The 25,959-nt window shown below is 70.0% G+C and carries 24 protein-coding genes, 1 tRNA gene and 1 pseudogene; 20 read left to right on the plus strand and 6 right to left on the minus strand.

The annotated features are described in order from the left end of the window. Nucleotides 1-48 precede the first annotated feature (48 nt). Nucleotides 49-2,601 (minus strand): aminopeptidase N, encoded by a 2,553-nt coding sequence (pepN, locus tag WFJ36_RS03980; protein WP_336642692.1) that lies wholly within the window; start codon nt 2,599-2,601, stop codon nt 49-51. Between the two features lie 170 nt (nt 2,602-2,771). Between pepN and WFJ36_RS03985 the strand changes: the two genes are divergently transcribed. From WFJ36_RS03985 to WFJ36_RS04005, 5 genes are read left to right on the plus strand one after another with little or no spacing between them, the layout of a single operon-like run. Beyond that, nucleotides 2,772-3,956 carry a ferrochelatase gene (locus tag WFJ36_RS03985; protein WP_336642693.1) on the plus strand — a complete coding sequence of 395 codons (1,185 nt, stop codon included), beginning with the start codon at nt 2,772-2,774 and terminating at the stop codon, nt 3,954-3,956. Nucleotides 3,957-3,989: 33 nt separating this feature from the next. Further along, entirely contained in the window at nt 3,990-4,475 is a 486-nt protein-coding gene (locus WFJ36_RS03990) for a ribose-5-phosphate isomerase (protein WP_336642694.1), read from the plus strand. Between the two features lies 1 nt (nt 4,476). Next, the gene (locus WFJ36_RS03995; RefSeq protein WP_025103401.1) at nt 4,477-5,475 is read left to right on the plus strand and encodes an Fpg/Nei family DNA glycosylase; all 999 of its coding nucleotides are present in this window, start codon (nt 4,477-4,479) and stop codon (nt 5,473-5,475) included. Between the two features lie 42 nt (nt 5,476-5,517). Continuing rightward, on the plus strand, nt 5,518-6,159 hold the full coding sequence (locus tag WFJ36_RS04000; RefSeq protein ID WP_336642695.1) for an FMN-binding negative transcriptional regulator: 642 nt from the start codon (nt 5,518-5,520) through the stop codon (nt 6,157-6,159). Continuing rightward, nucleotides 6,156-7,652 carry an amidohydrolase gene (locus tag WFJ36_RS04005; RefSeq protein WP_336642696.1) on the plus strand — a complete coding sequence of 499 codons (1,497 nt, stop codon included), beginning with the start codon at nt 6,156-6,158 and terminating at the stop codon, nt 7,650-7,652. Before WFJ36_RS04000 ends, WFJ36_RS04005 begins: the two co-directional genes overlap by 4 nt. A 63-nt stretch (nt 7,653-7,715) precedes the next feature. Here WFJ36_RS04005 and WFJ36_RS04010 read toward each other — a convergent pair whose 3' ends face one another. Next, nucleotides 7,716-8,201 (minus strand): Dps family protein, encoded by a 486-nt coding sequence (locus WFJ36_RS04010; RefSeq protein ID WP_071328569.1) that lies wholly within the window; start codon nt 8,199-8,201, stop codon nt 7,716-7,718. Between the two features lie 130 nt (nt 8,202-8,331). Between WFJ36_RS04010 and WFJ36_RS04015 the strand changes: the two genes are divergently transcribed. From WFJ36_RS04015 to WFJ36_RS04050, 8 genes and pseudogenes are all read left to right on the plus strand, one after another. Beyond that, nucleotides 8,332-8,868, plus strand: coding sequence for a gamma carbonic anhydrase family protein (locus WFJ36_RS04015; RefSeq protein ID WP_336642697.1), 537 nt, complete (start codon nt 8,332-8,334; stop codon nt 8,866-8,868). Nucleotides 8,869-8,897: 29 nt separating this feature from the next. Continuing rightward, a tRNA-Ile gene (locus WFJ36_RS04020) sits at nt 8,898-8,971 on the plus strand. Between the two features lie 94 nt (nt 8,972-9,065). Continuing rightward, a complete protein-coding gene (locus tag WFJ36_RS04025; protein WP_292789568.1) occupies nt 9,066-9,578 on the plus strand; it encodes a hypothetical protein in 513 nt (170 codons plus the stop codon). Between the two features lie 306 nt (nt 9,579-9,884). Beyond that, entirely contained in the window at nt 9,885-11,651 is a 1,767-nt protein-coding gene (locus WFJ36_RS04030) for a DUF5979 domain-containing protein (RefSeq protein WP_292789570.1), read from the plus strand. 147 nt (nt 11,652-11,798) lie between these two features. Continuing rightward, entirely contained in the window at nt 11,799-12,305 is a 507-nt protein-coding gene (locus WFJ36_RS04035; protein WP_071328573.1) for a hypothetical protein, read from the plus strand. Between the two features lie 89 nt (nt 12,306-12,394). Beyond that, nucleotides 12,395-12,772, plus strand: a pseudogene (locus WFJ36_RS04040) (globin domain-containing protein); the annotation flags it as partial. Between the two features lie 144 nt (nt 12,773-12,916). Continuing rightward, on the plus strand, nt 12,917-13,609 hold the full coding sequence (locus tag WFJ36_RS04045; protein ID WP_442927827.1) for an FAD-binding oxidoreductase: 693 nt from the start codon (nt 12,917-12,919) through the stop codon (nt 13,607-13,609). A 108-nt stretch (nt 13,610-13,717) separates the two neighbouring features. Next, nucleotides 13,718-13,978 carry a DUF6458 family protein gene (locus tag WFJ36_RS04050; RefSeq protein WP_071328575.1) on the plus strand — a complete coding sequence of 87 codons (261 nt, stop codon included), beginning with the start codon at nt 13,718-13,720 and terminating at the stop codon, nt 13,976-13,978. A gap of 53 nt (nt 13,979-14,031) precedes the next feature. Here the strand turns inward: WFJ36_RS04050 and WFJ36_RS04055 are convergent, their stop codons facing one another. Then, entirely contained in the window at nt 14,032-14,349 is a 318-nt protein-coding gene (locus WFJ36_RS04055; RefSeq protein WP_060921991.1) for a DUF7882 family protein, read from the minus strand. Nucleotides 14,350-14,534: 185 nt separating this feature from the next. Further along, nucleotides 14,535-15,449, minus strand: coding sequence for a helix-turn-helix transcriptional regulator (locus WFJ36_RS04060; RefSeq protein ID WP_336642698.1), 915 nt, complete (start codon nt 15,447-15,449; stop codon nt 14,535-14,537). Nucleotides 15,450-15,587: 138 nt separating this feature from the next. On the opposite strand from WFJ36_RS04060, the gene WFJ36_RS04065 reads away from it, so the two are divergent. Next, nucleotides 15,588-16,487, plus strand: a complete 900-nt coding sequence (locus WFJ36_RS04065; protein ID WP_071328576.1) for an alpha/beta fold hydrolase — start codon at nt 15,588-15,590, stop codon at nt 16,485-16,487. Here the strand turns inward: WFJ36_RS04065 and WFJ36_RS04070 are convergent. Beyond that, the gene (locus tag WFJ36_RS04070) at nt 16,459-16,932 is read right to left on the minus strand and encodes an Lrp/AsnC family transcriptional regulator (RefSeq protein WP_071328577.1); all 474 of its coding nucleotides are present in this window, start codon (nt 16,930-16,932) and stop codon (nt 16,459-16,461) included. The two genes, WFJ36_RS04065 and WFJ36_RS04070, sit on opposite strands and share 29 nt — an antisense overlap. Before the next feature lie 171 nt (nt 16,933-17,103). Here WFJ36_RS04070 and pdhA point away from each other — a divergent pair, with 171 nt between their 5' ends. Genes pdhA through WFJ36_RS04085 form a run of 3 tightly spaced genes read left to right on the plus strand, consistent with a single transcriptional unit; the run spans nt 17,104 to nt 20,608 of the window. After that, nucleotides 17,104-18,219, plus strand: a complete 1,116-nt coding sequence (pdhA, locus tag WFJ36_RS04075) for a pyruvate dehydrogenase (acetyl-transferring) E1 component subunit alpha (protein ID WP_336642966.1) — start codon at nt 17,104-17,106, stop codon at nt 18,217-18,219. 2 nt (nt 18,220-18,221) lie between these two features. Then, nucleotides 18,222-19,232, plus strand: coding sequence for an alpha-ketoacid dehydrogenase subunit beta (locus tag WFJ36_RS04080; RefSeq protein WP_071328578.1), 1,011 nt, complete (start codon nt 18,222-18,224; stop codon nt 19,230-19,232). Then, complete coding sequence (locus tag WFJ36_RS04085; RefSeq protein ID WP_336642699.1) at nt 19,229-20,608, plus strand: dihydrolipoamide acetyltransferase family protein; 1,380 nt, start codon at nt 19,229-19,231, stop codon at nt 20,606-20,608. Before WFJ36_RS04080 ends, WFJ36_RS04085 begins: the two co-directional genes overlap by 4 nt. Here WFJ36_RS04085 and WFJ36_RS04090 read toward each other — a convergent pair. Beyond that, the gene (locus WFJ36_RS04090; RefSeq protein ID WP_071328580.1) at nt 20,601-21,203 is read right to left on the minus strand and encodes a TetR/AcrR family transcriptional regulator; all 603 of its coding nucleotides are present in this window, start codon (nt 21,201-21,203) and stop codon (nt 20,601-20,603) included. The two genes, WFJ36_RS04085 and WFJ36_RS04090, sit on opposite strands and share 8 nt — an antisense overlap. A 111-nt stretch (nt 21,204-21,314) precedes the next feature. On the opposite strand from WFJ36_RS04090, the gene WFJ36_RS04095 reads away from it, so the two are divergent. The 3 genes from WFJ36_RS04095 to WFJ36_RS04105 are packed head-to-tail and all read left to right on the plus strand — an operon-like array spanning nt 21,315 to nt 25,956. After that, the gene (locus tag WFJ36_RS04095; protein ID WP_336642700.1) at nt 21,315-22,868 is read left to right on the plus strand and encodes a carboxyl transferase domain-containing protein; all 1,554 of its coding nucleotides are present in this window, start codon (nt 21,315-21,317) and stop codon (nt 22,866-22,868) included. 5 nt (nt 22,869-22,873) lie between these two features. Continuing rightward, nucleotides 22,874-24,808 carry an acetyl/propionyl/methylcrotonyl-CoA carboxylase subunit alpha gene (locus tag WFJ36_RS04100; RefSeq protein ID WP_336642701.1) on the plus strand — a complete coding sequence of 645 codons (1,935 nt, stop codon included), beginning with the start codon at nt 22,874-22,876 and terminating at the stop codon, nt 24,806-24,808. Continuing rightward, nucleotides 24,808-25,956: an acyl-CoA dehydrogenase family protein gene (locus WFJ36_RS04105; RefSeq protein WP_336642967.1), complete on the plus strand. Its 1,149-nt coding sequence runs from the start codon at nt 24,808-24,810 to the stop codon at nt 25,954-25,956. The genes WFJ36_RS04100 and WFJ36_RS04105 overlap by 1 nt, the downstream gene beginning before the upstream one ends. Nucleotides 25,957-25,959: the final 3 nt, after the last annotated feature.

Raw genomic sequence — 25,959 nt, forward strand, 5'->3', positions numbered from 1 at the left:
GCGCCGGCTGGAAGAGCGGCGGCAGAGGCCCGTGTCGGTGGTGGAGGGTCAGTCCTCGGCGTCGCGGGACTGCGCGGCGAGGGCACGCTCCACGTCCGCGAGGTTCTCCAGCACGAGACGGCGCAGAGCGGGCGGCGCGTCCTGGTGCTCGGAGAGCCAGCCCCGCGTCGCGTCGCGCAGCGCGACGTCGGCGAGAGCGGTGGGGAAGAGCCCGACGATCAGGTACTGCGCGATCTGGTAGGTCCGCGACTCCCACACCGGCAGGAGCATGTCGAAGTACTGCGGCACGAAGGCGCCGAGCACCTCCGCACCCGCCGGGTGGACGAAGCCGAGCGCCGCCGAGCGGACGATCGTGTTCGGGGCGTCGTCGCGCGCGATCAGCGCATCCCAGGCCTCCTGCTTCGCGGCCGCGTCCGGAAGAGCGGCGCGCGCCTGCGCGGCGAACTCCGCACCCTTCGCGGTGTTGTCGACGGCGAGCGCGGCGTCGATGGCACCGGCGTCGGTCGCGCCGATCGTCGCGAGGCCGACGAGGAGCTGCCAGCTCAGGTCGGCGTCCACCTCGAGCCCGGGGAGAGTCTCCTCACCCGAGCGCAGACGCCCGACGATGCCGGCGTGCTCCGGCGTCACCAGGTTGTTCGCGAAGGCGGTGACGAACTGGAGCTGGCTGTCGCTGCCGGCCTCCGCCGACTCGGCGAGTGCCCAGAGGCCATCCGCCACCTTCAGCCGTGCCGCTTCGCGCTCCGCCGGGGCGACGTACAGGGTCGCGGCCGTGCGCAGCTGCGCGAGGGTGGTGCGGACCGTGGTGGACTCGGTCTCCCGGCCGATGTTGCCGAGAACGAGGTCGATGTAGTCGGACGCCGCCGTCTCCGCGTCGCGGGTCTGGTCCCAGGCTGCTCCCCAGACGAGCGAGCGGGCGAGGGGGTCGTGGATGTCGGCGAGGTGGGCGATCGCCGTCGCGAGCGACTTCTCATCGAGACGGATCTTCGCGTACGCGAGGTCGTCGTCGTTGAGGAGGATGAGGTCGGGACGGTCGAGGCCCTGGAGCTCGGGGACCTCGGTGCGGTCGCCGTCCACGTCGACCTCGATGTGATGGGTGCGCGTGAGCGCGCCGTCCTGCAGCGAGTAGAAGCCGATGCCGAGACGGTGCGGACGGATGGTCGGGTAGTCGGCCGGAGCCGTCTGGGTGATGGCGAAGCGCGAGATCCTGCCGTTGTCGTCCTCGGCCACGACGGGCTCGAGGGTGTTCACACCGGCCGTCTCCAGCCACTTCTTCGACCACGTGCCGAGATCGCGGCCGCTCGTGGCCTCCAGCTCCGTCAGGAGGTCGCTGAGCTCGGTGTTGCCCCAGGAGTGCTTCTGGAAGTACTGCGAGACACCGGCGAAGAACGCCTCGATGCCGACCCACGCGGCGAGCTGCTTGAGGACCGAGCCGCCCTTGGCGTAGGTGATGCCGTCGAAGTTGACCTGCACGTCTTCGAGGTCGTTGATCTCGGCGACGATCGGGTGCGTGGAGGGGAGCTGGTCCTGGCGGTAGGCCCAGGTCTTCTCCATCGCGTTGAAGGTGGTCCAGGCCTCGGTCCACTCGGTCGCCTCGGCCGTCGCGATGGTGGACGCCCACTCCGCGAACGACTCGTTGAGCCAGAGGTCGTTCCACCACTTCATGGTGACGAGATCGCCGAACCACATGTGGGCGAGCTCGTGCAGGATCGTCACGACGCGACGCTCCTTGACGGCGTCGGTCACCTTGCTGCGGAAGACGTACGTCTCGGTGAACGTCACCGCTCCCGCGTTCTCCATCGCGCCGGCGTTGAACTCGGGGACGAAGAGCTGGTCGTACTTGGCGAACGGGTACGGCACGCCGAACTTGGACTCGAAGTAGGCGAAGCCCTCACGGGTCTTGTCGAAGATGTAGTCGGCGTCCAGGTGCTGCCAGAGGCTCTTGCGTCCGTAGACGCCGAGCGGGATCACGCGGCCCGAGGCGCTGGTGAGCTCCGAGAAGGTGGCCTCGTACGGTCCGGCGACGAGAGCCGTGATGTAGGAGGAGATCCGGGGCGTGGGCTCGAAGCCCCAGGTGGCCGAGACACCATCGTCGTGGACGATGGGCTCCGGGGTGGGGGAGTTGGAGACGACCTTCCACTCCGCGGGGGCGGTCACCGTGAACTGGAAGGTGGCCTTGAGGTCGGGCTGCTCGAAGACGGCGAACACACGACGGGAGTCGGGCACCTCGAACTGCGAGTAGAGGTACACCTCGCCGTCCACCGGGTCGACGAAGCGGTGCAGGCCCTCGCCGGTGTTGGTGTAGAGGCAGTCGGCGTCGACGACGAGGACGTTCTCCTCCTGCAGCCCGGCGAGTGCGATCCGGGAGTCGGCGAAGACCTCGCGGGGGTCGAGCTGCTCTCCGTTGAGCGAGATCTCGCGCACGTCGCGGGCGATGAGGTCGATGAAGGTGAAGCTGTCGGGGGACGCGGAGAAGCGCACGACGCTCCGGGAGCCGAAGACCTCGGCGCCCTTGGTCAGATCGAGGGCGACCTCATAGGAGTGCGTGTCGACGACGTCGCGGCGCGCCTGCGCTTCGATTCGGGTGAGGTTCTCTCCAGGCAAAGCTGTACTCCCAGGGGTGAGGGGATGTAACCGGGGGTCGGCGCAGTTGGCGCCGACGGCAACCATGACAGCCTACGCCAGAGCGACGCGCGCGCCGTCGATCCTCACGAACCGGGGATAGTCACGGTCGTGCGGACGCTCGTCGTCCGCGGAGGTGGGAAGATGGAGGGGTGACCGCGATCGAGCCGAATGTCGTTCCCTTTGCCTCGCCCGCCGCTGCCGGCGGCGACCCCTATGTGACCACGCCCGTCGCCTACGACGCCATCCTCTTGGCGAGCTTCGGCGGCCCGGAGGGCCAGGAGGACGTGATCCCCTTCCTCCGGAACGTGACGCGCGGTCGCGGCATCCCGGACGAGCGGCTGGAGGAGGTCGCGCACCACTACCGTCACTTCGGCGGCGTGAGCCCGATCAACGGCCAGAACCGCGTGCTCAAGGAGGCGCTGGAGAAGGCGCTCGCGGCCCGGGGGATCGACCTCCCGGTGTACTGGGGCAACCGCAACTGGGGTCCGTACCTCGAGGACGTGCTGCCCGAGGCATCCGCCAACGGTCACACCACCCTCCTCGCGTTCGCCACGAGCGCGTACAGCTCGTTCTCGAGCTGCCGCCAGTACCGCGAGGACTTCGCCCGCGTACTGACCGACACCGGCCTCGGCGAGACGGTGACCATCGACAAGATCCGCCCCTTCTACGACCACCCCGGCTTCGTCGAGGCCTTCGAGGCGGGCGTGCGGGAGTCGGTGCAGGGTTACCTCGACCAGGGTTTCGCGCCGACCGAGATCCAGGTCCTCTTCTCCACGCACAGCATCCCGACCGCCGACGCCGAGCGCTCCGGCGCCCGCGACATCGACTGGGGCGAGGGCGGGGCCTACGCCGCGCAGCACCTCGCCGTGTCGGAGTGGACGATGGAGCAGGTGCGGGCGGCCGTCCCGGGAGCCGCCGGCGTGCCCTGGGAGCTCGTCTACCAGTCCCGTTCGGGCCCCGCGTCGCAGCCCTGGCTGGAGCCCGACGTCTGCGACGTGATCGCGGAGCTCCCGGCGCGCGGTCGCAAGGCGGTCATCGTGGTCCCCGTCGGCTTCATGAGCGACCATATGGAGGTCCTCTGGGATCTCGACACCGAGGCCGCCGAGGCCGCGGAGGAGGCGGGCCTCGCCTTCGTCCGCACGCCGACGCCCGGTGTCCGCGAGGCTTTCGTGGAGGGCATCGTCGACCTCATCGAGGAGCGCCTGCAGGGTCGCCCGAACGCGGAACGTCCGCACGTCACCGATCTGCGCGGCGCGTTCGACGTCTGCCGTCCCGGGTGCTGCGAGAACGTGCGCGCGGGGTTCAAGCCCGCGGCAGCCGGCATCGCCCCCTGAATCGAGGACAGAGCGGATCCTAGGATGGAGACCATGCGCATCCACATCGCCACTGATCACGCCGGACTCGAGTTCTCGACGCGGCTGCAGGAGCACCTCCGCGCCGCGGGGCACGAGGTGATCGACCACGGTCCGGTGGAGTACGACGCGCTCGACGACTACCCGGCCTTCTGCATCCGGGCGGCGCAGGCCGTCGTCGTGGATCAGGCGACAGGGGTGCCGGCGCTCGGCGTCGTCTTCGGGGGCTCGGGCAACGGCGAGCAGATCGCCGCGAACAAGGTCGCCGGGGTCCGCGCGGCGCTCGTCTGGAACCTCTCCACGGCCGAGCTCGCGCGGGAGCACAACGACGCGAACGTCATCTCCATCGGAGCTCGCCAGCACACCTACGACGAGGTCACGGCGTTGATCGACCGGTTCATCGCCACGCCGTTCTCCGGCGACGAGCGGCACGTCCGGCGCATCGGACAGATCGCCGATTTCGAGCGCGACGGCTCGCTCCTCCCGGACCCCCGGGCCTGACATGCCCGAGGGACATTCCGTCCACCGCATCGCGCGCCAGTTCGATCGCAACTTCGTCGGCAAGACGATGAGCGCTTCCAGCCCGCAGGGACGCTTCGCCGAGGGCGCCGCGGTGCTCGACGGACGCCAGGCCGTGAGCGTGCAGGCCGTGGGCAAGCAGATGTTCCTCGAAGCGGAGGGTGACCTCTGGCTGCGCGTGCACCTCGGTCTCTACGGTGCCTGGGATTTCGCGGGGGAGATCCTCGTCGACCCCACCATCGCGTCGGCCAACGGCAGGATGGGCCAGACCAATCAGCGCGGCACCACTCTCGACGAGGCGATCCTCGACGACGCGGGGGAGAACTCCCTCGCCTCGATCGGGGCGCCGCGGCGCGCCAGGGTCCACGTGCGGATGTCCGAGCAGACCAAGGGGCTGACCGACGAGGTCGACGAATGGCCGCCGCCCGTGGTGGGTCAGGTGCGGCTGCGCCTCATGACCGACATCACGGTGGCCGACCTGCGCGGTCCCACCGCCTGCGTGTTGCAGACTCCCGAGGAGATGCTGGCGACGGTGGCCAAGCTCGGTCCCGATCCGCTCGTCGGCGATCCGGCGGAGAACGAGGAGCGGTTCGTCCGCGCCGTGCGGAAGAAGCCGACCCCGATCGCGCTGCTGCTGATGGACCAGGCGGTCGTCAGCGGCATCGGCAACGTGTACCGCGCCGAGATGCTCTACCGGCAGCGGCTGAACCCGCACACGCCCGGCCGCGACGTCCCGGAGGATGTCGTCAGGGCGCTCTGGCATGACTGGGTGCGGCTGCTGGCCATCGGCGTGGAGACGGGTCAGATGATGACCATGGACGGGCTGTCTCCCGAGCAGTACCGTGCAGCGATGGCGAGCCGCGACGACCGGCACTGGGTCTACCACCGTGCCGGTCTGCCGTGCCGGGTGTGCGGGACCGAGATCGCGCTGGAGGAGATCGGCGCCCGCAAGCTGTACTGGTGCCCGCGCTGTCAGGCCTGAGGGCGGGATCACCGGGGCTCCCGCCGCTCTAGGCTGGGATCCATGCGACAGAATCCGAGCTTCACGCTCGCCGACGTGGCCGAGATCCGCCGCGTCATCGACGCCAACCCGTGGGCGACGGTGGTGAGCGCACCCGAGGCGGGTCTGGTCGCCTCGCACTATGCCATCCTCCTCGACGACGACCGCGATGATCTGACCGTCGTGGGGCACGTGGGCCGCCCGGACGACGCCATCCACGGTCTCGGGCAGCGGGAGATCCTGCTCGCCTTCCAAGGGCCGCACGGGTACGTCTCCCCGGGCTGGTACGGCGACGTCCCCGCGGTGCCGACCTGGAACTACACCGCGGTGCACTTGTCGGGCGTTCCCGAGGTCCTCAGCACCGCGGAGAACCTCCGTGTGCTCGATGCTCTGGTCGCGCGATTCGAGTCGCGCGTGCCCGACCCGCGCCTGATGTGGGAGCGTCCGAACGACGCGGCCTTCATCGAGAGACTCGAATCCGGGACGGTCGGCTTCCGCCTCACCCCGACGAAGGTCGTCGCCAAGCGGAAGCTGAGCCAGAACAAGCCCGCGGAGACCATCGAGGCGGTGATCGCGGCGCTGCACGCCGAGGGGCCATACGAGAACGCCGCCCTCGCCGCGGAGATGCGTCGTGCGCAGGACGCACGGACGGGTGGCGGGGCGTGAGCGCCCTCGGCGACGAGGTCGGAACGGTCCGTGCCGTCCGCCCCGTGGGTCCGGGGCGGGAGTTCCTGCTGGATGATGAGCCGGTCGACCTCCACCTCGCCGACGGACGCATCGTCGACATCGCGCCGACCGGGGCCCTGCCGGCGCGGGGTGAGGTCATCGAGGCCGACGGTGCCTGGGCGGTGCCGGGGCTCTGGGACAACCATGTGCACACCGTGCAGTGGGCCCTCGCCGCGGAGCGCGTGCCGCTTGGCGCGGCGGACTCGGCCGCCGGGGCCGCGAGGTTGATGCGCGACGCGCCCGTGCTGCCGGACGGACGGCGGATCGGCACGGGGTTCCGGGACGCGCTGTGGCCGGATCGGCCATCTGTGGCCGCGCTCGATGCCGAGACCGGCGTCGTGCCCACCTACCTGATCAATGCGGACGTGCACAGCGTCTGGCTGAACTCGGCGGCCCTGGCGCGCGAAGGCTTCCGCGGGGACGACGGTCTGCTCCGCGAGGAGGACGCGTTCGAGATCTCCCGCCGGCTCAATGCCGTCGATCCTGCCCACAGCGATGAGGCGGTCATCCGTGCGGGGGCGGCCGCCGCGGCACGGGGCGTGACCGGTCTGGTGGACTTCGACATGGCGTGGAACGCCGATGCCTGGCCGCGACGGATCGTCGCGGGCTTCGCCGCGCACCGTGTCGAGTTCGCGTTCTATCCGGTGGATCTCGATCGGGCCATCGCCGCGGGCCTCCGCACGGGGGAGCACCTCGCGGTATCGGATCCGACCGGGCTGGTCGGATCCCTCGTGCGGGTCGGGTCGTTGAAGGTGATCAGCGACGGCTCGCTCGGCACCCGTACCGCGGCGTGCTCACACTCCTACCCTGGCGACCCCGCGAACTACGGGGTGCTGACGGTGCCTCCGGAGGAGCTCACGGCGCTGCTGACCACGGCGGCGGGCGCGGGGATCGAGGTCGCCGTGCACGCGATCGGCGATCGCGCCGTGACGGCGGCCCTCGACGCGTTCGGCGCTTCCGGTGCCACGGGGTCGATGGAGCATGCGCAACTGGTGCGGCACGCCGACCTCGCCCGATTCGCCCGGCTCGGGGTACGCGCGAGCGTCCAGCCCCAGCATGCCGTGGACGACCGCGACCTCGTCGAGCACCACTGGGCGGAGCAGACCGCGATCGGCTACCCCCTCGCCTCGCTGCTGTCGGCGGGGGCGGAGGTGCGCTTCGGCTCCGATGCGCCGGTCGCCCCGCTCGACCCCTGGCACGCGATCTCCGCGGCGGTCTGGCGCACCGACGACGACCGGGCCGCCTGGCATCCCGAGGAGCGGCTGACGCTGGATCAGGCCCTCGACGCGAGTGTCCGCACGTCGCTCCGTCCCGGTCAGAGCGCGGACATCGTGATCCTCGGGAGTGATCCTCGCACTGCTGACGCGGCGGGGCTCCGGACGATGCCGGTCGCCACGACGCTGCTCGGCGGTCGCCTCACGCACGTCGCCTGAGGCGGCGCGCACACGACGAAGGGCGGCCCCGGACCGGAGCCGCCCTTCGTCGTGAACGTGGTGTCAGGCCGCGATGTGCGACACGAGGAACCAGCGGTCCTTCTCCAGTCCGCGCTGGATCTCGATCGCCACGTCCTGGCTCGTGAGGTCGACGTCGTCGAGGCCTTCCACGGCCGCCTTCACATCGACGAGGATCGCGTCGATGTCGGCGATCACGGCACGGATCAGCTCGTCCGACTGCGCGAAACCGGCGGGAACGCCGGTGGCGCCGGCCTTCTCGGCGACGGCGTTCACGCGCGCGTCGATCGGCAGGCCCAGAGCGACGATGCGCTCGGCCGCGGTGTCGGCGAAGTCACCCGCGTGGGCGACGATCGTGTCGAGCAGCTCGTGCACGCCGACGAAGTTGGCGCCGCGGACGTGCCAGTGCGCCTGCTTGCCGTTGACGGTCAGCGCCTGGAGGCCGAGGACGACGGGGGAGAGGAACTGCGCCGCACCGGCGGCCACAGTCGGGTCGATGGCGGTGGTGGAAACGGTCTGGGCCTTGCTCATCTTCTTGCTCCTCCGAATGAAGTTCTCTGTCTGACGAGTACAACGTTACTCAGGCTCAGGCATTGCGCAAGGAAGCTGAGGCTCCACTCACTTCCGCGTGATTCCGGGGGAGTGAGGGTAGTCTCGCCTCATGAGCATCGCTGCCGGAGCCTCCGTCCTCGCCCTCCCGGATCGCACCCCCGAGCTCGACGACACCGCCTTCGTCGCGGACGGCGCCCGCATCGTCGGCGCGGTGTCGCTCGGAGCCGGCACCAGCGTCTGGTACAACGCGGTGCTTCGCGGAGACTCCTCGCCGATCGTCATCGGTGCTGGCAGCAACGTGCAGGACAACGTGTCGATCCACGTCGACGCCGGGCATCCCGTCCTCGTCGGGTCACGGGTGTCGATCGGGCACAACGCTGTCGTGCATGGCTGCACGATCGGTGACGGCTCTCTCATCGGGATGGGGGCCGTCGTCCTCAGCGGTGCCGTGATCGGAGAAGGCTGCCTGATCGCCGGCGGTGCGGTCGTGCTCGGTGGGACCGAGGTGCCGCCGGGGTCCCTGGTGGCAGGCGTTCCTGCGAAGGTGCGCAGGTCGCTCTCGGACGACGAACGCGCCTCGCTACTGGCGAATGCCGCGATCTACCTGGAGCATGCGGCCACGCACACGCAGGCGAGCGAGGCGTGAGCCCTCGCCCCGCTAGGCTGGGGCGGTACGGGGCGGTGGCCAAGCTGGTTAAGGCAGTGGGCTCATAACCCAACGATCGTCGGTTCAAGTCCGACCCGCCCTACTACCCGTCGCGTCTGTCGTAATCGTCGCGGCGCTCTCCTGTCTCTCCTCTGGAGGTCTCGACGCCCGTCAGCCTCCGGATCGGAGCAAGAGCCATGACGACCACGAGTGGGCCGAACGCGGAGACGCGTCGTCGGATCGAGGACGTGGGGCAGCTCGCGGTGCGTCTCGCGGTCGCGGCGAGTTTCGCCCTCGCCGTCGCCGATCGGTTCGGGCTCCTCGGCGGCCCGGGGGCAGATGGTGTGTCGTGGGGATCGTGGACGATCTTCCGTGCGTACACGGCCCAGCTCGTCCCGATCCCCGTCGACGTGGTGGTGGACACGGCGGCCGTGTCGGCGACGGCTCTGGAGACCGCCCTCGCTCTGTTGCTGGCCGTCGGGCTGTGGACCCGGATCGCGGCGGGAGTCGCCGCGCTGCTCACGGTGACGTTCGGCGTGACGATGCTCCTCTTCCTCGGACCGCTTGCACCGTTCCGATACCCGGTCTTCGTCTTCACGTCCGCCGCGATCCTGCTCGCCGGGCTGAAGCGCTACCGGTGGAGCATCGACGCGCTGCGAAAGGAGGTGCCGGGAGCGGGGAGAGACAACGATGCCCCCGGCACCAGGTAGACGGCGAATGCCTCTACAGACGGACGGACGCGTCGGAAGGGGAAGCGATCCGTCACAGGAGAGATGACGAGGTGACCGTTTCATGACGCCGTTTTCCGCAGGATCACGGCATATTGCGTGTGCCGCGAAGAACTCGTTCGGCCGAACCGCGTAACAGAATGCGCCGTTCTGCATCCCTTCCTGGGGACATCACTCGCGCGGAAGAAGCCATCCGCGCGAGTTCATCGATTATCTGGGGAGTCGAAAGTGCCAGTCATTCAGCATGCAATCAGATCGGGCGCGCGGGGAACGCGCCTGACGACGTTCGTGGGTGCTCTGCTCGCGATCTGTCTGGCGGCCCTTGCGGCCGTCATCGCGACGCCGGCTACGGCCCGCGCTGCGGAGGTGGCGGGGATCACCTCGTTGACCATCACCGAACCCACCGACCAGATCAAGGTCTGGGACCGGATCGCGTTCGAAGCGACCTGGGCGGTGCCGGACACGGCGACCGCGGGGGACACGTTCCGCCTCGCGTTTCCGACGAGCCCGAGCCTGACCGGGGTGCGGGATTCCTTCGCCCTGACGGCGCCGGACGGCCAGACCGTCGGAACCTGCGAGGTGTCGACCGGTGAGCTCGTGTGCACGCTCACGGACTACGTCGACAGCCACACCGACGTCAGCGGCACCCTGCACTTCCGTGCCAGGGCAGACGAGGAGACCACGCTGACGGAGATCCCGTTCACGACGGGCGGCGGGACCGTCGTTCCGGTCGACGTTCCCGGCGGGATCGGGCCGGTCCCGGAGTTCCCGGCGCCGACGACCCCGACCAAGTGGGGCGACGTGACGCTCAACGGTCGGAACATCGCGTGGGGTGTGAACATCCCGTCCTCCGCGTTGGCCGGGGAGACTCCGACGCTCACCGACACGTTCACGGCTGGCCTCGTGCTCGATCCCGCGTCCGTCACCGTGGCGTACGTACTCGCGAAGGACTGGGCGGGAGGCAAGTACACCGTGTCCACGGCGCTGCAGTCGGGCAGCGATTTCACCGTCACGGAGGTCAGCTCCGAGTCGTTCACGGTGACGGTGGACGCGCCGATCGTCGCCGACGCGATCTACGTGCTCCGTTACAAGACGGCTCTGCCCGCCGACGTCCGTCCCGGTGATGCGTTCCACAACACCGTGGCCGGCTCCCGGTGGGTCACCGAGAGCACACCGGTCATCTACTCCCAGGGCGGGGGAGATGGCGAAGGGGTGCTCCCGGTCGGCGGGTTCACCGTGACCAAGGAGGTCAAGGGTTCCGGCGCGGCTCTGGTCCCCGACGGTCGCGAGTTCCGGGTGGCCTACTCGTATCAGCGCGCAGGACAGACGGTGGAGGGCGAGCTCGCCTTGCGGTCTGGGGAGACCGATGGTCTGAAGGATCTGCCGGCGGGAACGGTCGTCACCTTGTCGGAGATCACACCGGAGGACGTCGACGGCGTGAGCTGGCAGGCGCCGGTCTTCTCCGGCACGGGCGTGGCGATCACCGATGGCGGTGCCACCGTCACGATCGCACGGGGCACGACGGTCGCGGTGACGCTCACCAACCCGACGACGGTCACGCCGCCGCCGGTCGGGGGCTTCACGGTGACCAAGAAGGTCACGGGTCCGGGGACGTCCCTGGTTCCTGCGGACCAGACGTTCACCGTGGAGTACTCGTACGAGCTCGCGGAGCAGACCGTCACCGGTGAACTCACGCTCCGCGCCGGGAAGAGCGAGGGACTCGCGGATCTGCCGGCGGGAACAGTCGTCACGCTCCGCGAGAAGGCGCCAAGCGCCGTGGAGGACGTCACGTGGAAGAGCCCGCGCTTCAGCGGCGAAGGAGTCGACGTCCGCGACGGCGGCGCGACGCTCACGGTCGCCGAAGACGCGACGGTCGCGGTGGTCCTCACCAATGGGACCGCCGTCACTCCTCCGCCCCCTCCGGGTGGCGCTCTCGCCCTCACTGGATCCGAGGGACCCGCCGGCCCGCTCGCCCTGGGAGCGCTGCTGCTGCTTGCGGGACTGACAGCGCTCGGCGTTCGCCATCGGATGGCAGGTTCGCGCGCCGGTGATTGAGAGCTAGGAGAGGCCAGGCAGATCGATCACGCGACGATTTCTTCGTCGTCGCGTGATCGATCGTGCCATTCGGCGTCTCATGGTCATCGAGGAGTCTCCCTCGATGACCACGCCGACGCCGCAGCGCGTCGGAGAAAGGCATCTCTCATGAACAAGACGCTCATTGCCCGTGCCTCTGCCGCCTTCGGCGTCGCGGCCGCTCTCTCGCTCGGTGGAGCGGCGCTCGCTCCCGCCGCCCACGCGGAGGCGACCCCTGCGGACCCGGCCGTGTCGAAGCCGTTGAGCACGGGCGTGCTCGCGCAGCGCGTCGGGCCCGCCTGTCTCTTCTTCCAGTACACGTTCAACATGAGTCCGACCGATCCCCAGGTGGGGGACACCGTGACGTACACCATGCAGTTCCTCAACAACGGCGAGGTGGACTCCACGAAGAGCGCGCTCGCGTTCCGCCTGGACGGACTCCTCGACGACTCGACCTGGGCGGCGTCGACGCTGGAAGCGACCTCGGGCCGCCCTTCCGCGGCGGAGAACACCGTCACGTGGAACGGGCCGCTCGACGCCGGAGACGATGTCGAGCTGCGCTTCACCGGCGTGTGGACCGGCGAAGGCGATGGGCTCGCGTTCCCGCGGGTCGAGTCCTACGGCTACGCGAGGTGAGCGCGGGTCGGAGTCCTGTTTTCCACGGTATCCGCGGCGACGTGGCGCGCTCGTCGTCGAGAGGCTGAACAGACACCGACCGAAAGGCAGCCATGCAGCTCTCCACGGATTCCGAAGCGATCGTCCGCGCCACCGCCGACGTCGTCGCCACCCACGCCGACGAGATCACGACCTTGTTCTATCGGCGGATGTTCGAGGCGCATCCGGAACTGCTGAACGTCTTCAATCGCGCGCATCAGGCTCAGGGGGATCAGCCGAAGGCGCTGGCGGCGTCCGTCGTGGCGTTCGCCGTCCACCTCATCGATCCGGACGCGCCGGACTTCTCCCCGGTGATGCGACGTATCGCCCACCGCCACGTCTCGCTGGGGGTATCGGCCCGGCAGTACACGATAGTGGGCCGCTACCTCCTGGCTGCTGTCGACGAGGTCCTCGGCGAGGCGGTCACCCCGGCTGTGCGCGCAGCCTGGGATGAGGTGTACTGGCTCTTCGGATGCTCGCTCATCGCGGAGGAGGCCCGCCTCTACGCGGAGGCGGGCACGGATCCGGACCACCCGTGGCGGCCGCACCGCGTCGTGGAACGCGTGGAGGAGGCCCGCGACGCGATCTCCCTCGTGCTGGAGCCGGTCGACGGTCACATACTGCCCCATCGCACCGGGCAGTATGTGGCCGTGGCCGTCGACCTCCCGGACGGCACCCGCCAGCCCCGCCAGTACACGATCTCTTCCGCGAGCGGCAGTGCGGCGCTGCGCGTCACAGTGAAGCGCGTGCGTGGCTCGGACGGCGCACCGGACGGTCAGGTCTCCACCTGGCTACATGAGAACGCCCACGTGGGGACGGTGCTCGACGTCTCCCAGCCCGCCGGGGATCTGCTCCTCGACGATTCTGATGACGCGCTGGTCCTGATCTCGGCCGGAATCGGCATCACGCCGGTCGCAGCGATCGTGGACGATCTCGCGCAGCGGCGTCCCGATCGGCCGGTGCACCTGTTCCACGTGGACCGGGAGCCGGAGACCCACGCTCTCGTCGCCGACGTGCGCGACCGTGCGCAGCGATTGAACGACGTGCGCGCGCTGACCTGGTACTCGGCGAGCGAAGCGGAGGGCTCGGCGGTGCGCTCCGGCCGGATGGACCTGGCCGACGTCGAACTCCCGCAGACGGCGCGGGTGTTCCTGTGCGGGCCGGTGCCGTTCATGCAGGCGATTCGAGGTGCCCTCGTGGCACGAGGCATCGCGCCGGAGCGCATCGAGTACGAGGTCTTCGGTCCGGATCGCTGGGCTCGTCAGCCGAAGTCCGGCGCTGCGTGAGCCTGCGTCGAAAGCTCTGAGTGCGGCCGTGTCAAGCCCCTCCTCGAGCCCGCGGGGAACTGGCATGCTCCCCGAGAGCGGCACCGCGCCGCGGGAACGGGAGAGACTATGAGCATCGGCAGCGGAATCGCGCTCTTCGTCATCGGAGCGATCCTCGTGTTCGCGATCAACGTCGACGTGCCGTGGGTCGACCTGGACATGGTCGGCTACATCCTCATGGGGGCCGGCGTGATCATCTTCCTCATCGGCATCGTGCTGCTCGCCCGTCGGCGCCGCACGGAGACGGTGTCGCGGACGTACGTCGACCCGGCGACCGGGGAGCCCACGACCCGGCGGTCCGTCAGCTCGAGCTCCGACGAAGGGCTCTGAACGGACGCAGACGGAAAGGAGAAGGGCCGCGGGAGAACCCGCGGCCCTTCTCGTCAGACGACGTCCGCGCCTTCGAGATGTTCCTCGACGAGGGTGATACCCCCGCTCGAGTTCGCGGAATGCGCGAGCTCCTCGATCCAGCGACGGCTCAGCTCGGGCGTCTCGGCCTCGTCGAAGACGAACCGGAGCGGGATCGACGGGTGCAGCCACAGGGTGGAACGGCCGGGAGCGTCGCCCTCCGGATGGCGCCAGGAGAGCGTGAAGCTCTCGTTCCGCCGCAGCTTCGTGGCGATGACGACCTTGAGGTGCGCGAGCGCGCGGTCTTCGATCTGGATCGGCGTCTGGGTGTCGCCGTAGTACAGGCTGCCCATCGTCAGCCGACCTTCGCGGCGGGGGCTGCGGGAATGTTCATGGCGCTCCTTGGGAACGTGGGGGGAAGACGGCAGACCGCTCCCGGGGATACTTGGACTCTAGCCAATTTGCGCACGACATCGTGCGCATCAGGACGACGCGCCGTCCGGTGCGAACAGAATATGCGCGCGGTGTCAGTCGGTCGTCACAGGGCGGTCAACACGGGCGGATTCCCGTACGCCTCGCGATACGCCACGGCGAAGCGGGAGACGTTGCTGAAACCCCACCGGCGCGCGACCGCGGACACCGACGCGCCCTTGCCGTGTCGCAGATCGCGGTGTGCGCCGTCGAGTCGGGCACGCCGCAGGGCCTCGTTCGGTGTCATGTCGAGCGCGCGGCGGAACGCGTATTGCAGGCCTCGGGTGGAGATGAAGGCCGCCGCCGCGACATCGTCCACCGTGATGGGCAGGTGCGCATTGTCCTCGATGAAGGCGAGAGCACGGCGCACCGAGGCCGGCGCCGCGGAGCGTTGGGCCGGACGGTGCAGCGACTCGCTGAACGTGGTGGGGAACGCCGACATGGTCAGCAGCAGGGCGTGGCGCTCGAGCTCGGCGGCGATGAGGGGGTCGGCGCCGTCCGGTCCGAACGAGCCGTCGATGTAGGAGAACATCCGCTCCCACCGTGCCCCGTCCTCCCGCGTGTGCGGAGCGAGCCCGGTGGCACGGAGCTCGAGGCGGTCGTCGCCAGTGATCTGCCTGATCGAGTCGCGGGCCGCCGCGCGATCGAACACGAGAGCACGGACGCGGGCGACCTGGTTCCACTTCGCCTCGACCCGGACGCCGTCCGTGAGCCACGGCTGACCGGCGTCGAGTCCTTGCCGGCCCGACCAGATCCGGGCGTCGGCGGCATCGACGCGACACACCAGCAGCTGATCCTCCGGCTCGGCACGGGAGTGCACCTGGGCCGCGAGTTGATAGCGGACGAGCGACATGGACGACGCCTCCACCGAGCGCCAGTCGAAGCGGAACCGGCGGGGGTCCACGTCCTGGAGGGTCGCCGAGGGCACGAACTGCTGCCAGGTGGACTCCACCTGCTCGATGTCCGTGGATGTGAACTGCACCGACATACTCCTTGCTGCGCCTCGTTCGGGGGTCCGGGGCTTCTTGGACACTAACCCACGCCACTGACAAGACGGTGGGGACGCCCCGGGGGTATCCACCGACCAGGCGGGAACGCCGATGCCTCGTAGACTCGGACCATGAGTGTGCCTTCCCCCTATGCGGAGCGATTGAGCCGGATTCCGGTGCAGCGCCAGGAGGTGGAGGTGCGCGGCGGAACGACGGCGTACTGGGTCTACGGTCCGGACGACGCTGAGACGACCGTCATCGCGGTTCACGGCTTCCGGGGTGAGCACCACGGACTCGAGTCGGTCATCGCCTTCCTTCCGGAGCTCCGCGTGCTCGCGCCCGATCTGCCCGGATTCGGGGAGTCCGCGCCGCTGCCCGGTCGTCGTCACGACCTGCAGGAGTACGCGGGGTGGTTGACCGACTTCGCCGCAGCCACGGCGCCGGGTGCCGTCATCCTCGGCCATTCCTTCGGCTCCATCGTGAGCGCGGCCGCCGTCGCCGGGGGACTGGAGACGCCGCGGCTGATCCTCGTGAACCCCATCGGCGCGCCGGCGCTCGAGGGTCCGAAGGGGATCATGACCCGGCTCGCCGTGCTGTACTACGCACTCGGCGCCCAGCTCCCGCCGCGGATCGGGACTGCGCTCCTGCGGAATCGTGTGATCGTCCGCGTGATGAGCATGACCATGGCAAAGACGCGGGACCCGGAGCTGCGCCGGTTCATCCACGACCAGCACGACACCTACTTCTCGCGGTTCTCCGATCGTGACGTACTGCACGACGCCTTCGTCGCGAGCGTCTCGCACGACGTCAGGGAGTTCGCCCCGGCAATCGACGTGCCCACACTCCTCATCGCCGCCCAGCGCGATGACATCACCCCGATCGAGGCGGAGCGGAAGCTGGTGACGCTCTTCCCCGACGCGTCTCTTGTCGAGATCGCCCAGGTGGGTCACCTGATCCACTACGAGACCCCGGCCGAAGCGGCCGGGGCGATCCGTCGGTTCCTCAGGATTCCCGTCGCGCGAGGCCGATGAGCCCGGCCACCCGGAACGGGATCACCTCACCCATGGCGAGCGAAGTCTCGGTCCGCTCCACACCTTCGATCGAGAGGATCCGGGCGTCCGTGTCGAACAGATGACGGGCGTCGCGGCACGCGACACGCGCCAGCAGATCGATGGAGCCGCTCAGGCCGTGCGCCTGGACGACCTCCGGAATGCGCGCCAGCTCGTTGATGATGCGGGGGAGTTCGGTCTGCCGGACGCCGATGCTGACGAACGCCTGCAGCGGGAACCCCAGGACGTCGGGGGAGAAGGCGCGCTCGTAGGAGAGGAAGACGCCGCTCTGCTCCAGCCGGGCCATCCGCGCCTGGATGGTGTTGCGCGACAGGCCCATGCGCTCGGCGAGAGCGACGATCGTCACGCGCGGGTCGTCGGCGAGGGCGGCGAGAAGCTCGAGGTCGATCCGGTCCAGTCCAGGCATAGTGCCAAACCCTAGCAGCGCGGCAGTGGAGAAAAATGAGCAACATGCTCAATAAGTAATGAGTTGCTTGAGCGAGGTGCTGACCGGACGTACCCTCAGACCATGCCGGTGATGACGCCGGCTCCATTGTGCGTCGCCCCACGAGGGCAGCCAGGGACGAGGAGGACGATGATGTCGCCGCAGACCACCCCCATCGCAGACACCGCCCAGGATCTGGAGCTCTCGGAGCGGATCCTCGCTCCGGACGGGACGCGTGTCTCGAACGCCCGCCTCGACCCGTTCGTCGCCGATGTCGACGCCGCGCAGCTGCGCGCCCTCCATCGCGACATGGTCATCCTCCGCCGCATCGATGCCGAGGGCGTCGCGCTGCAGCGCCAGGGGCAGCTCGGGCTCTGGGCACCCTGCCAGGGCCAGGAGGCCACGCAGATCGGCACCGCCCGAGCCCTCGATCCCCAGGACTACGTCTTCCCGAGCTACCGCGAGACCGGCGTGATCTACGCCCGGGGCGCCGAGCCGGGCGACTACGTGCGCATGTGGCGCGGCGAGGAGGGGGCAGCGTACGATCCTGCAGCCCTGCGGGTCGCTCCGCTGCAGATCATCATCGGCGCCCAGACCCTGCACGCGGTCGGCTACGCCCTCGGCATCCGGCACGAGAACGCGCCGGAGGTCGCCGTGACCTACTTCGGGGACGGGGCGACCAGTCAGGGCGACGTGAACGAGGCGATGATCTTCGCCGCGTCGTACCAGGCGCCGGTCGTGTTCGTCTGTCAGAACAACCACTGGGCCATCTCTGAGCCGGTCACGGTGCAGTCGCAGTATCCGATCGCGGGGCGTGCCCCCGGATTCGGGATCCCGAGCCTGCGCGTGGACGGCAACGACGTGCTCGCCTGCCTGGCCGCGATGCGCTGGGCGCTGGAGCACGCGCGCTCCGGAAAGGGGCCGGCGTACATCGAGGCGGTGACGTACCGGATGGGTCCGCACACCACCGCGGACGACCCCACCCGGTACCGGGACGAGGCCGAGCTGGAGTCCTGGCGGCGCCGCGACCCCATCGCACGCCTCGAGGCCTACCTCCGCGCCACCGGCGACCTCACCGCAGAGCACGTCGCCGAGACGCAGGCGGCAGCGGACGCCGTCGCCAAGGAGATGCGGGCGACCTGCCTCGGCATGGTCACCCGTCCGCCCCTGGCGGTCTTCGACGGCGTCTACGCCGAGCCGCACACGGGGCTGGAGCGGCAGCGCGACGAGTACGCCGCCTATCTCGCGTCGTTCGAGGGCGAGGCGTGACCATGACCGAACTCACTCTCGGCAAGGCGCTCGGCGCCGGTCTCCGCCAGGCGATGCGCGACGACGAGAAGGTCGTGCTCCTGGGAGAGGACATCGGCAAGCTCGGCGGCGTCTTCCGGATCACGGACGGCCTCCTCGACGAGTTCGGGGCGGCCAGGGTCATCGACACCCCCCTCGCGGAGTCCGGGATCGTCGGCACGGCCGTCGGCCTCGCCTTCCGCGGCTACCGCCCGGTCGTCGAGATCCAGTTCGACGGGTTCGTCTACCCGGCCTTCGACCAGATCGTCTCCCAGGTCGCGAAGCTCCACTACCGCACCCAGGGGCGCGTGAAGATGCCGATCACCATACGGATCCCGTGGGCCGGTGGCATCGGTGCCGCGGAGCATCACTCCGAGTCTCCGGAGGCATACTTCGCGCACACCGCCGGCCTGCGGGTCGTCGCCGTCTCGAACCCGGAAGACGCCTATCGGAGCCTCCGGCAGGCGATCGCCTCGGACGACCCCGTCGTGTTCTTCGAGCCCAAGCGGCTCTATCACCACAAGGGCGAGGTCGATCTCGAAGCTCCGCTCGCGGACGCGCCGCCGATGGGACTCGCGCGGGTCGTGCGCTCCGGGACGGACGTCACGGTCCTCACCTACGGGGCCATGGTGAGCACCGCGCTGCAGGCGGCGGAGGCGGCGGAAGACGAGGGCGTCGCCCTGGAGGTCATCGACCTTCGTTCCCTCTCGCCGGTGGACTACGACTCGGTCGCCGCCTCGGTGCGGAAGACCGGCCGTGTGGTCGTGGCGCACGAGGCCTCCCGGGAAGCCGGACTCGCGGCGGAGGTCATCGCGAGCGTGACCGAACGCTGCTTCGAGTACCTGGAGTCCGCCCCGCTGCGGGTCACCGGCCACGACGTGCCCTACCCGCCGGCGAAGCTCGAGAAGTACCATCTGCCCGACCTCGACCGGATCCTCGATGCAGTCGACCGCGTGATGGATCGCCCGCACAGCCTGACGGGAGCAGACGCATGATCGCCGAATTCCGCCTTCCGGACCTCGGTGAAGGTCTCACCGAGGCCGAGGTCGTGCACTGGCTCGTCGCGCCCGGCGACAGCGTCACGCTGAACCAGACCCTCGCCGAGGTCGAGACCGCCAAGGCGGTCGTCGAGCTGCCGTCGCCCTATGAAGGCACGGTGTCGACCCTGCACGCGGACGCGGGAGAGACCGTCGCCGTGGGAGCACCGCTGATCGCCTTCGACATCGAGGGGGAGGATCCGCCCCCGACGCCGTCCGGTGGCGAGCAGGAGGCTTCCCCGGAGAAGGCGCAGCCGAACCTCGTGGGCTACGGAGCCGCCCCGACATCGAGTGGACGCCCCGCGCGCCGGGCGCGGCGCCGGAGTGCCGCCCAGGTGGCCTCGGCGGCCGACACCGCCGTTCTCGAGGCGGCCCCGCACGACGCGACGCCGTCGGTCGCGGTCGAGCCCATTCTGGAGCGACCACGGTCCACCCCTCCGGTGCGCGCCTACGCGAAACGACGGGGCGTCGACCTCGTCCTCGTCGCCGCGGAGATCGGTGACCGCGTGATCACGAGGGCAGACGTGGATGCGTACGCGGAGCGCATCGGAGCGGATCCGTCGCGGCCCGCCCGGGCGCCCGAGCGCGTGACCACCGCGGCATCCGGAACCCTTCCGCCCGCGGAGGGGAGGCCGCGGGAGACGCGCATCCCGATCCGCGGGGTCCGCAAGCACACGGCGGCGGCGATGGTGCAGAGCGCGTTCACCGCGCCGCACGTCACCGTCTTCCACACGGTCGATGTGACCGCGACCATGGAGATGCTGGCACGCCTCCGCGACGACCGAGCGCTCGCGGAGCATCGGATCGGCCCGCTCGCCGTCGTCGCGAAGGCGGTCTGCCTCGCCCTGCGCCGTGCTCCGGGCCTGAACGCGCGGTGGGATGAAGAGTCCGGGGAGATCGTCGAGTACGGCTTCGTCGACCTCGGCATCGCCGCCGCGACCGAGCGTGGTCTCATCGTGCCGATGATTCGGGACGCGGAGCGGATGAACCTGGTGGAGCTGTCCGCAGCGATCCGTGCGCTCGCAGAGACCGCGCGTGCGGGGAAGACCTCGCCGGCCGAACTGGCCAGAGGTACGTTCTCGCTGTCGAACATCGGGGTGTTCGGGGTGGATGCCGGAACACCGATCCTCCCGCCGGGGCAGTCCGGCATCCTCGCGGTCGGCGCCGTGCGTCGGCAGCCGTGGGAGTACCGCGGGGAGATCGCGCTGCGTCAGCTCATGACGCTGAGCCTGTCCTTCGACCACCGCCTCGTGGACGGGGCCGAGGGTGCGACGTTCCTCAAGGACGTGGCCGACATCCTCGAGGATCCGGGGCGGGCGATGCTGCTCAGCTAGCGGCGCGCAGCGCGGCCTCGGCCATCGCGACCAGCACGGTCGCGGTGGCCGTGTGTCGTCTCGTCGCGGCTCGTGTGCTGTGCGGGGTCGAGTTGATGAGACCGAAGCACGCCTGCACGCGCAGCCGCAGCTCGTCGCGGTCCAGGGGTTCCGGACGATCGAGGGCGGCGAGCGCATCCATCCAGAGCTCGATGTAGGCGCGCTGCAGGCGACGGACCTCGGCGCGGTCGTCGGCGTCGAGGAAGGCGAGGTCCCGGTCCTGCACCTGGATCACCTCGGCGTTGCCGAGCGCGAACTCGACGTGGAAGCGGATGAGTCCGCGCATCCGCTCGTCGGCTGCCGTCGTCTCCGCGGATACGCGTCGTCCGCCCGCGACGAGGTCCTGACTGACCTTGACGAGGACCGCACCGAGAAGGGCCTGCTTCCCGGCGAAGTGGCGGTACACCGCGGGCCCGGACACGCCGACGGCGGCACCGATGTCCTCCAGGCTCACGCCGCTGTACCCGCGCGCGGCGAAGAGTCGTGCCGCGGCATGCAGAAGCGCGTCGGAGCGTTCCGCCTTGGCGCGGTCGCGGGCGGTGGCGGGGCTTGTCATCTCAGTTAATCCTCGCTAACCTGAATCAACGGGTTAGTGAACACTAACCGAGAATGCATGCAGCGCGCCAGGTTCCCTCCCGGCGCGACGTGGGTCGAGGAGGACGTCACGATGCCGGCAACCCAGGAATCGCTCGCCCAGCAGCTCCGCGACCGTCTCGCCGCGGCAGCGCAGGGCGGGCCGTCCGCCTCCCGTGAGCGCCACGTCGCCCGCGGCAAGCTGCTGCCGCGCGACCGGGTGGCGCGCCTCCTCGACGAGGACAGTCCGTTCCTCGAGGTCGCGCCGCTCGCGGCCGACGGCCTGTACGACGGCGAGGCACCCGGGGCCGGTGTCATCGCCGGCATCGGCCTGGTCCACGGCCGGCACGTGATGGTGGTCTGCAACGACGCCACCGTGAAGGGCGGGACCTACTATCCGCTCACCGTGAAGAAGCATCTGCGGGCGCAGGAGATCGCCCTCGAGAACCGCCTGCCCTGCCTCTACCTCGTCGACTCGGGTGGCGCCTTCCTTCCCCGCCAGGATGAGGTGTTCCCGGATCGGGAGCACTTCGGACGCATCTTCTTCAACCAGGCGCGGCTGTCCGCGCAGGGCATCCCGCAGCTCGCGGCGGTCCTCGGCTCGTGCACGGCCGGAGGCGCCTACGTTCCGGCGATGAGCGACGAGACCGTCATCGTCCGTGGACAGGGCACGATCTTCCTGGGCGGGCCGCCGCTGGTGAAGGCGGCGATCGGCGAGGTGGTCACGGCGGAGGAGCTCGGGGGAGGGGAGCTGCATGCCCGTCGCAGCGGCGTCGTGGATCACCTGGCCGACGACGACGAGCACGCCCTGGAGATCCTCCGCGACATCGTCGCCACGCTGCCGCCGCCGCTCGCCCCGGCCTGGGACGTCGGGGAGACTCGCGCTCCGGCGGAGCTCGGCTCCCTGTACGACGTGGTCCCCGTGGACGTCAACGCCGCGTACGACGTGCGCGAGGTCATCTCACGCCTTGTCGACAGCGACACCTTCCATGAATTCAAGGCCGAGTACGGCACCACACTGGTGACGGGTTTCGCGCGGCTGCACGGCCACCCCGTGGGCATCGTCGCGAACAACGGCGTGCTGTTCAGTGAGTCGGCGCTCAAGGGCGCGCACTTCATCGAGCTCTGCGATCAGCGGGGCATCCCCCTGCTCTTCCTGCAGAACATCACCGGGTTCATGGTCGGGTCCGACGCGGAAGCCGACGGCATCGCGAAGGACGGGGCGAAGATGGTCACGGCCGTCGCGACCACCCGCGTCCCGAAGCTGACCGTCATCATCGGCGGCTCCTTCGGAGCAGGCAACTACTCGATGTGCGGACGTGCCTACTCTCCGCGGTTCCTCTGGACCTGGCCCGCGAGTCGGATATCGGTCATGGGCGGAGCACAGGCCGCCTCGGTGCTCGCCACCGTGAAGGACGACCAGCTGTCGGCGCGCGGCGAGTCCTGGACCGCGGAGGAGCGGATGGCGTTCGAGGAGCCGATCCGGGCGCAGTACGAGGAGCAGGGCGAGCCGTACTACGCGACCGCGCGGCTGTGGGACGACGGCATCGTCGACCCGGAGCAGACCCGCGACCTCCTGGGCCTCGCTCTGGACGTCGTCGCCCGCAGCCCCCTGCCCGAGCCGCGCTTCGGCGTCTTCCGGATGTGAGCCCCATGTCGTACTCGCCTTCCTTCTCGTTCTCCTCGGTCCTCGTCGCGAACCGAGGGGAGATCGCCCGCCGGATCATCCGAACCCTTCGCTACCTCGGCATCCGCAGCATCGCGGTCTACAGTGACGCGGACGCGGACGCGCCGCACGTCCGCGAGGCGGATGCCGCCGTGCGGATCGGTCCGGCACCGGCGGGGGAGTCCTACCTCGACATCGACGCCGTCATCACGGCGGCTCGCGCCTCGGGGGCGGAGGCCGTCCACCCCGGGTACGGATTCCTCTCCGAGAGCGTCGGGCTCGCACAGGCGTGTGCGGAGAGCGGCATCGTCTTCATCGGCCCCACCGTGGAGGCCCTGCAGATCATGGGGGACAAGGCGCGAGCCCGTGAGCACGTGAGCCGCAGCGGCGTACCCGTGGTGCCGGGCTTCGACGCGCGCGGGCTGTCCGACGCGGAGATCCGTGAGGAGGCCGAGGCGGTCGGATTCCCCCTCCTCGTGAAGCCGAGCGCTGGCGGGGGCGGGAAGGGCATGGAGGTCGTCGCCGACAGCGCCGGTCTTCCCGGCGCCCTCGGATCCGCCCGACGCGTCGCGGCATCCGCCTTCGGCGACGATGCGCTCATCCTGGAGCGTCTCATCCGCCGACCGCGTCACATCGAGGTGCAGGTGTTCGGCGATGCGCACGGCACCGTCGTGGCGCTCGGGGAGCGCGAGTGCACGCTCCAGCGTCGTCACCAGAAGGTGATCGAGGAGGCGCCGTCCGCCGGGATCCCGCCCGCGACCCGCGACCGGCTGCTCGCGGCGGCGGTGCGGGCAGCGGAGAGCGTCGCCTACGTCGGAGCCGGCACCGTGGAGTTCCTCGTCGACGCGGACGCCCCTGAGGATGCCTTCTTCATCGAGATGAACACCCGGCTGCAGGTGGAGCATCCGGTGACCGAGGAGGTCACCGGACTCGACCTCGTCGCGCTGCAGCTCCGCATGGCCGATGGACAGCCGCTCGACGTCGAGCCCCGGACGACCGGCCATGCCGTGGAGGCGCGGGTGTACGCCGAGTCGCCGGAACGCGGGTTCCTCCCCTCGACGGGGACCGTGCTGCTCTTCGAGGCGCCTCCGGGCGTCCGGGTGGATGCGGCCGTCGAGTCCGGGAGCGTGGTGAGCGGGTTCTACGACCCCATGATCGCGAAGGTCATCGCGTGGGCGGACGACAGGGAGACGGCGTTGCAGCGCCTGGACGACGCTCTCGCCCGCACCGTGGTGCTCGGCGTGGAGACCAACATCGCGTTCCTGCGCGGGCTCCTCCAGGATCGCCGGGTGCGCGAGGGAGACCTCGACACCGGCCTCATCGAGACCCTGCTCCCGCTCACACCGACGCCCCCGTCGGCAGCGCAGGTCGCGGCGGCCGCCCGCGTGGTGCAGAACCGCCCCGAGGCGTTCACCGCGCGCGCGGGAGCCGGCCCGCTGTGGTGGAGCCTCCCGGGATGGCGTCTCGGGGCCGCGCCGCACGCCCCCGAACCCGCCGCCCTGCTCACCGACGACGACGAGATCGTGCGCGCGACGCCGCCCCTGATGCGCTCCGAGCGGGTGCACGCGGCCCGCGACGCGGAGGGCGCGGTATGGGTCAGCGAGGGAGGACGGACGCTGCGGCTGCGCCCCCTGGACCGCCGCGGCCGGATGCGCAGGCGCCTCGCCGCTGCGGAACGCGAGGCCAGGGCCACGGAACCCGAGGCTCGCGCGCCCATGCCCGGCGGCGTCGTGGCCGTTCACGTCGAGGACGGGGCGGCGGTCCGGGCGGGAGCGCCCCTCGTCGCGATCGAGGCGATGAAGATGGAGCATCCCGTGCTCGCGCCGCACGACGGCGTGGTGCGGCTGCTGGTCGCGGTCGGCGACCAGGTGCGGCGCGACCAACCGGTCGCCCGCGTGACGATGGCGGAGGAGGACCGATGATGCACGATCTCACCGAGGAGGAGCGCGAGCTCGCCGCGATGGTACGCGAGTTCGCCGACACGGTCGTCGCGCCGCAGTCGTACGAGGCCGATCGCACACACACGCTCTCCATGGACGTCGTGCGGCAGATGGGAGAGCTCGGCCTCTTCGGACTGCCCTTCCCCGAGGAGTACGGCGGGCAGGGCGGCGACTACATGGCGCTCGGCCTCGCCATCGAAGCCCTGGGGCGCGTCGACCAGTCGATCGCGATCACCCTGGAGGCGGGGGTGAGCCTCGGAGCCATGCCCGTCTTCCGCTTCGGCACCGAGGAGCAGAAGCGCGAGCTGCTGCCGGATCTCCTCGCCGGTCGCGCCCTGGCAGGGTTCGGGCTCACGGAACCCGAGGCAGGAAGCGACGCGGGGGCGACGCGGACGACCGCGCGGCTCGACGGCGACGAGTGGGTGATCGACGGCTCCAAGCAGTTCATCACCAACTCGGGCACTCCGATCACCCGGTTCGTGACAGTCACCGCGGTCACCGGCCAGAGCGAGGGGCGCAAGGAGATCTCGACCATCATCGTCCCGAACGGAACCCCGGGATTCACGGTCGAACCGCCCTACGACAAGGTGGGGTGGAACGCGTCGGACACCCATCCGCTGACGTTCGACGGAGCGCGGGTGCCGGCGAGCAATCTCCTCGGCGAGCGGGGGAGCGGGTTCCGCAACTTCCTCAGCATCCTGGATGAGGGCCGCATCGCGATCGCCGCTCTGTCGACCGGCGCGGCGGAGGGGTGCCTGGAGGCGGCGGTCGAGTACGCCAAGAGCCGCACCATCTTCGGCAGCGCCCTCAGCACGCGGCAGAACGCCCAGTTCACGCTGGCGCGAATGAGGGCGCGCGTGCATACCGCGCGGCTCGCGTGGCACCATGCCGCGCGTCTCCGTGACGCCGGAGAGGCGTTCGCCGAGCAGGCGGCGATCGCGAAGCTCGTCGCGGGCGAGGCAGCGATGGACAACGCCCGTGACGCGACGCAGATCTTCGGCGGCAACGGGTTCATGAACGAGTTCCCGGTGGCGCGCCACTACCGTGACTCCAAGATCCTCGAGATCGGCGAGGGGACCACCGAGGTCCAGCTCCTCGTGATCGCCAGGGCGCTCGGGCTCGCCCGGTAGCGT

It is taken from the genome of Microbacterium sp. MMO-113 (genome assembly GCF_037148555.1).
GTDB lineage: Bacteria > Actinomycetota > Actinomycetes > Actinomycetales > Microbacteriaceae > Microbacterium.

Coding starts and splice junctions, on each gene's coding strand:
- WFJ36_RS04055 (WP_060921991.1), bottom strand. CDS start 14,349: ATGGGCAGCCTGTACTACGGCGACACCCAGACGCCGATCCAGATCGAA.
- WFJ36_RS04080 (WP_071328578.1), top strand. CDS start 18,222: ATGACCGAACTCACTCTCGGCAAGGCGCTCGGCGCCGGTCTCCGCCAG.
- WFJ36_RS04100 (WP_336642701.1), top strand. CDS start 22,874: ATGTCGTACTCGCCTTCCTTCTCGTTCTCCTCGGTCCTCGTCGCGAAC.
- WFJ36_RS04015 (WP_336642697.1), top strand. CDS start 8,332: ATGAGCATCGCTGCCGGAGCCTCCGTCCTCGCCCTCCCGGATCGCACC.
- WFJ36_RS03990 (WP_336642694.1), top strand. CDS start 3,990: ATGCGCATCCACATCGCCACTGATCACGCCGGACTCGAGTTCTCGACG.
- WFJ36_RS04065 (WP_071328576.1), top strand. CDS start 15,588: ATGAGTGTGCCTTCCCCCTATGCGGAGCGATTGAGCCGGATTCCGGTG.
- WFJ36_RS04035 (WP_071328573.1), top strand. CDS start 11,799: ATGAACAAGACGCTCATTGCCCGTGCCTCTGCCGCCTTCGGCGTCGCG.
- pdhA (WP_336642966.1), top strand. CDS start 17,104: ATGTCGCCGCAGACCACCCCCATCGCAGACACCGCCCAGGATCTGGAG.
- WFJ36_RS04090 (WP_071328580.1), bottom strand. CDS start 21,203: ATGACAAGCCCCGCCACCGCCCGCGACCGCGCCAAGGCGGAACGCTCC.
- WFJ36_RS04105 (WP_336642967.1), top strand. CDS start 24,808: ATGCACGATCTCACCGAGGAGGAGCGCGAGCTCGCCGCGATGGTACGC.
- WFJ36_RS04000 (WP_336642695.1), top strand. CDS start 5,518: ATGCGACAGAATCCGAGCTTCACGCTCGCCGACGTGGCCGAGATCCGC.
- WFJ36_RS04010 (WP_071328569.1), bottom strand. CDS start 8,201: ATGAGCAAGGCCCAGACCGTTTCCACCACCGCCATCGACCCGACTGTG.
- WFJ36_RS04050 (WP_071328575.1), top strand. CDS start 13,718: ATGAGCATCGGCAGCGGAATCGCGCTCTTCGTCATCGGAGCGATCCTC.
- WFJ36_RS04070 (WP_071328577.1), bottom strand. CDS start 16,932: ATGCCTGGACTGGACCGGATCGACCTCGAGCTTCTCGCCGCCCTCGCC.
- WFJ36_RS04025 (WP_292789568.1), top strand. CDS start 9,066: ATGACGACCACGAGTGGGCCGAACGCGGAGACGCGTCGTCGGATCGAG.
- WFJ36_RS04085 (WP_336642699.1), top strand. CDS start 19,229: ATGATCGCCGAATTCCGCCTTCCGGACCTCGGTGAAGGTCTCACCGAG.
- WFJ36_RS04095 (WP_336642700.1), top strand. CDS start 21,315: ATGCCGGCAACCCAGGAATCGCTCGCCCAGCAGCTCCGCGACCGTCTC.
- WFJ36_RS03995 (WP_025103401.1), top strand. CDS start 4,477: ATGCCCGAGGGACATTCCGTCCACCGCATCGCGCGCCAGTTCGATCGC.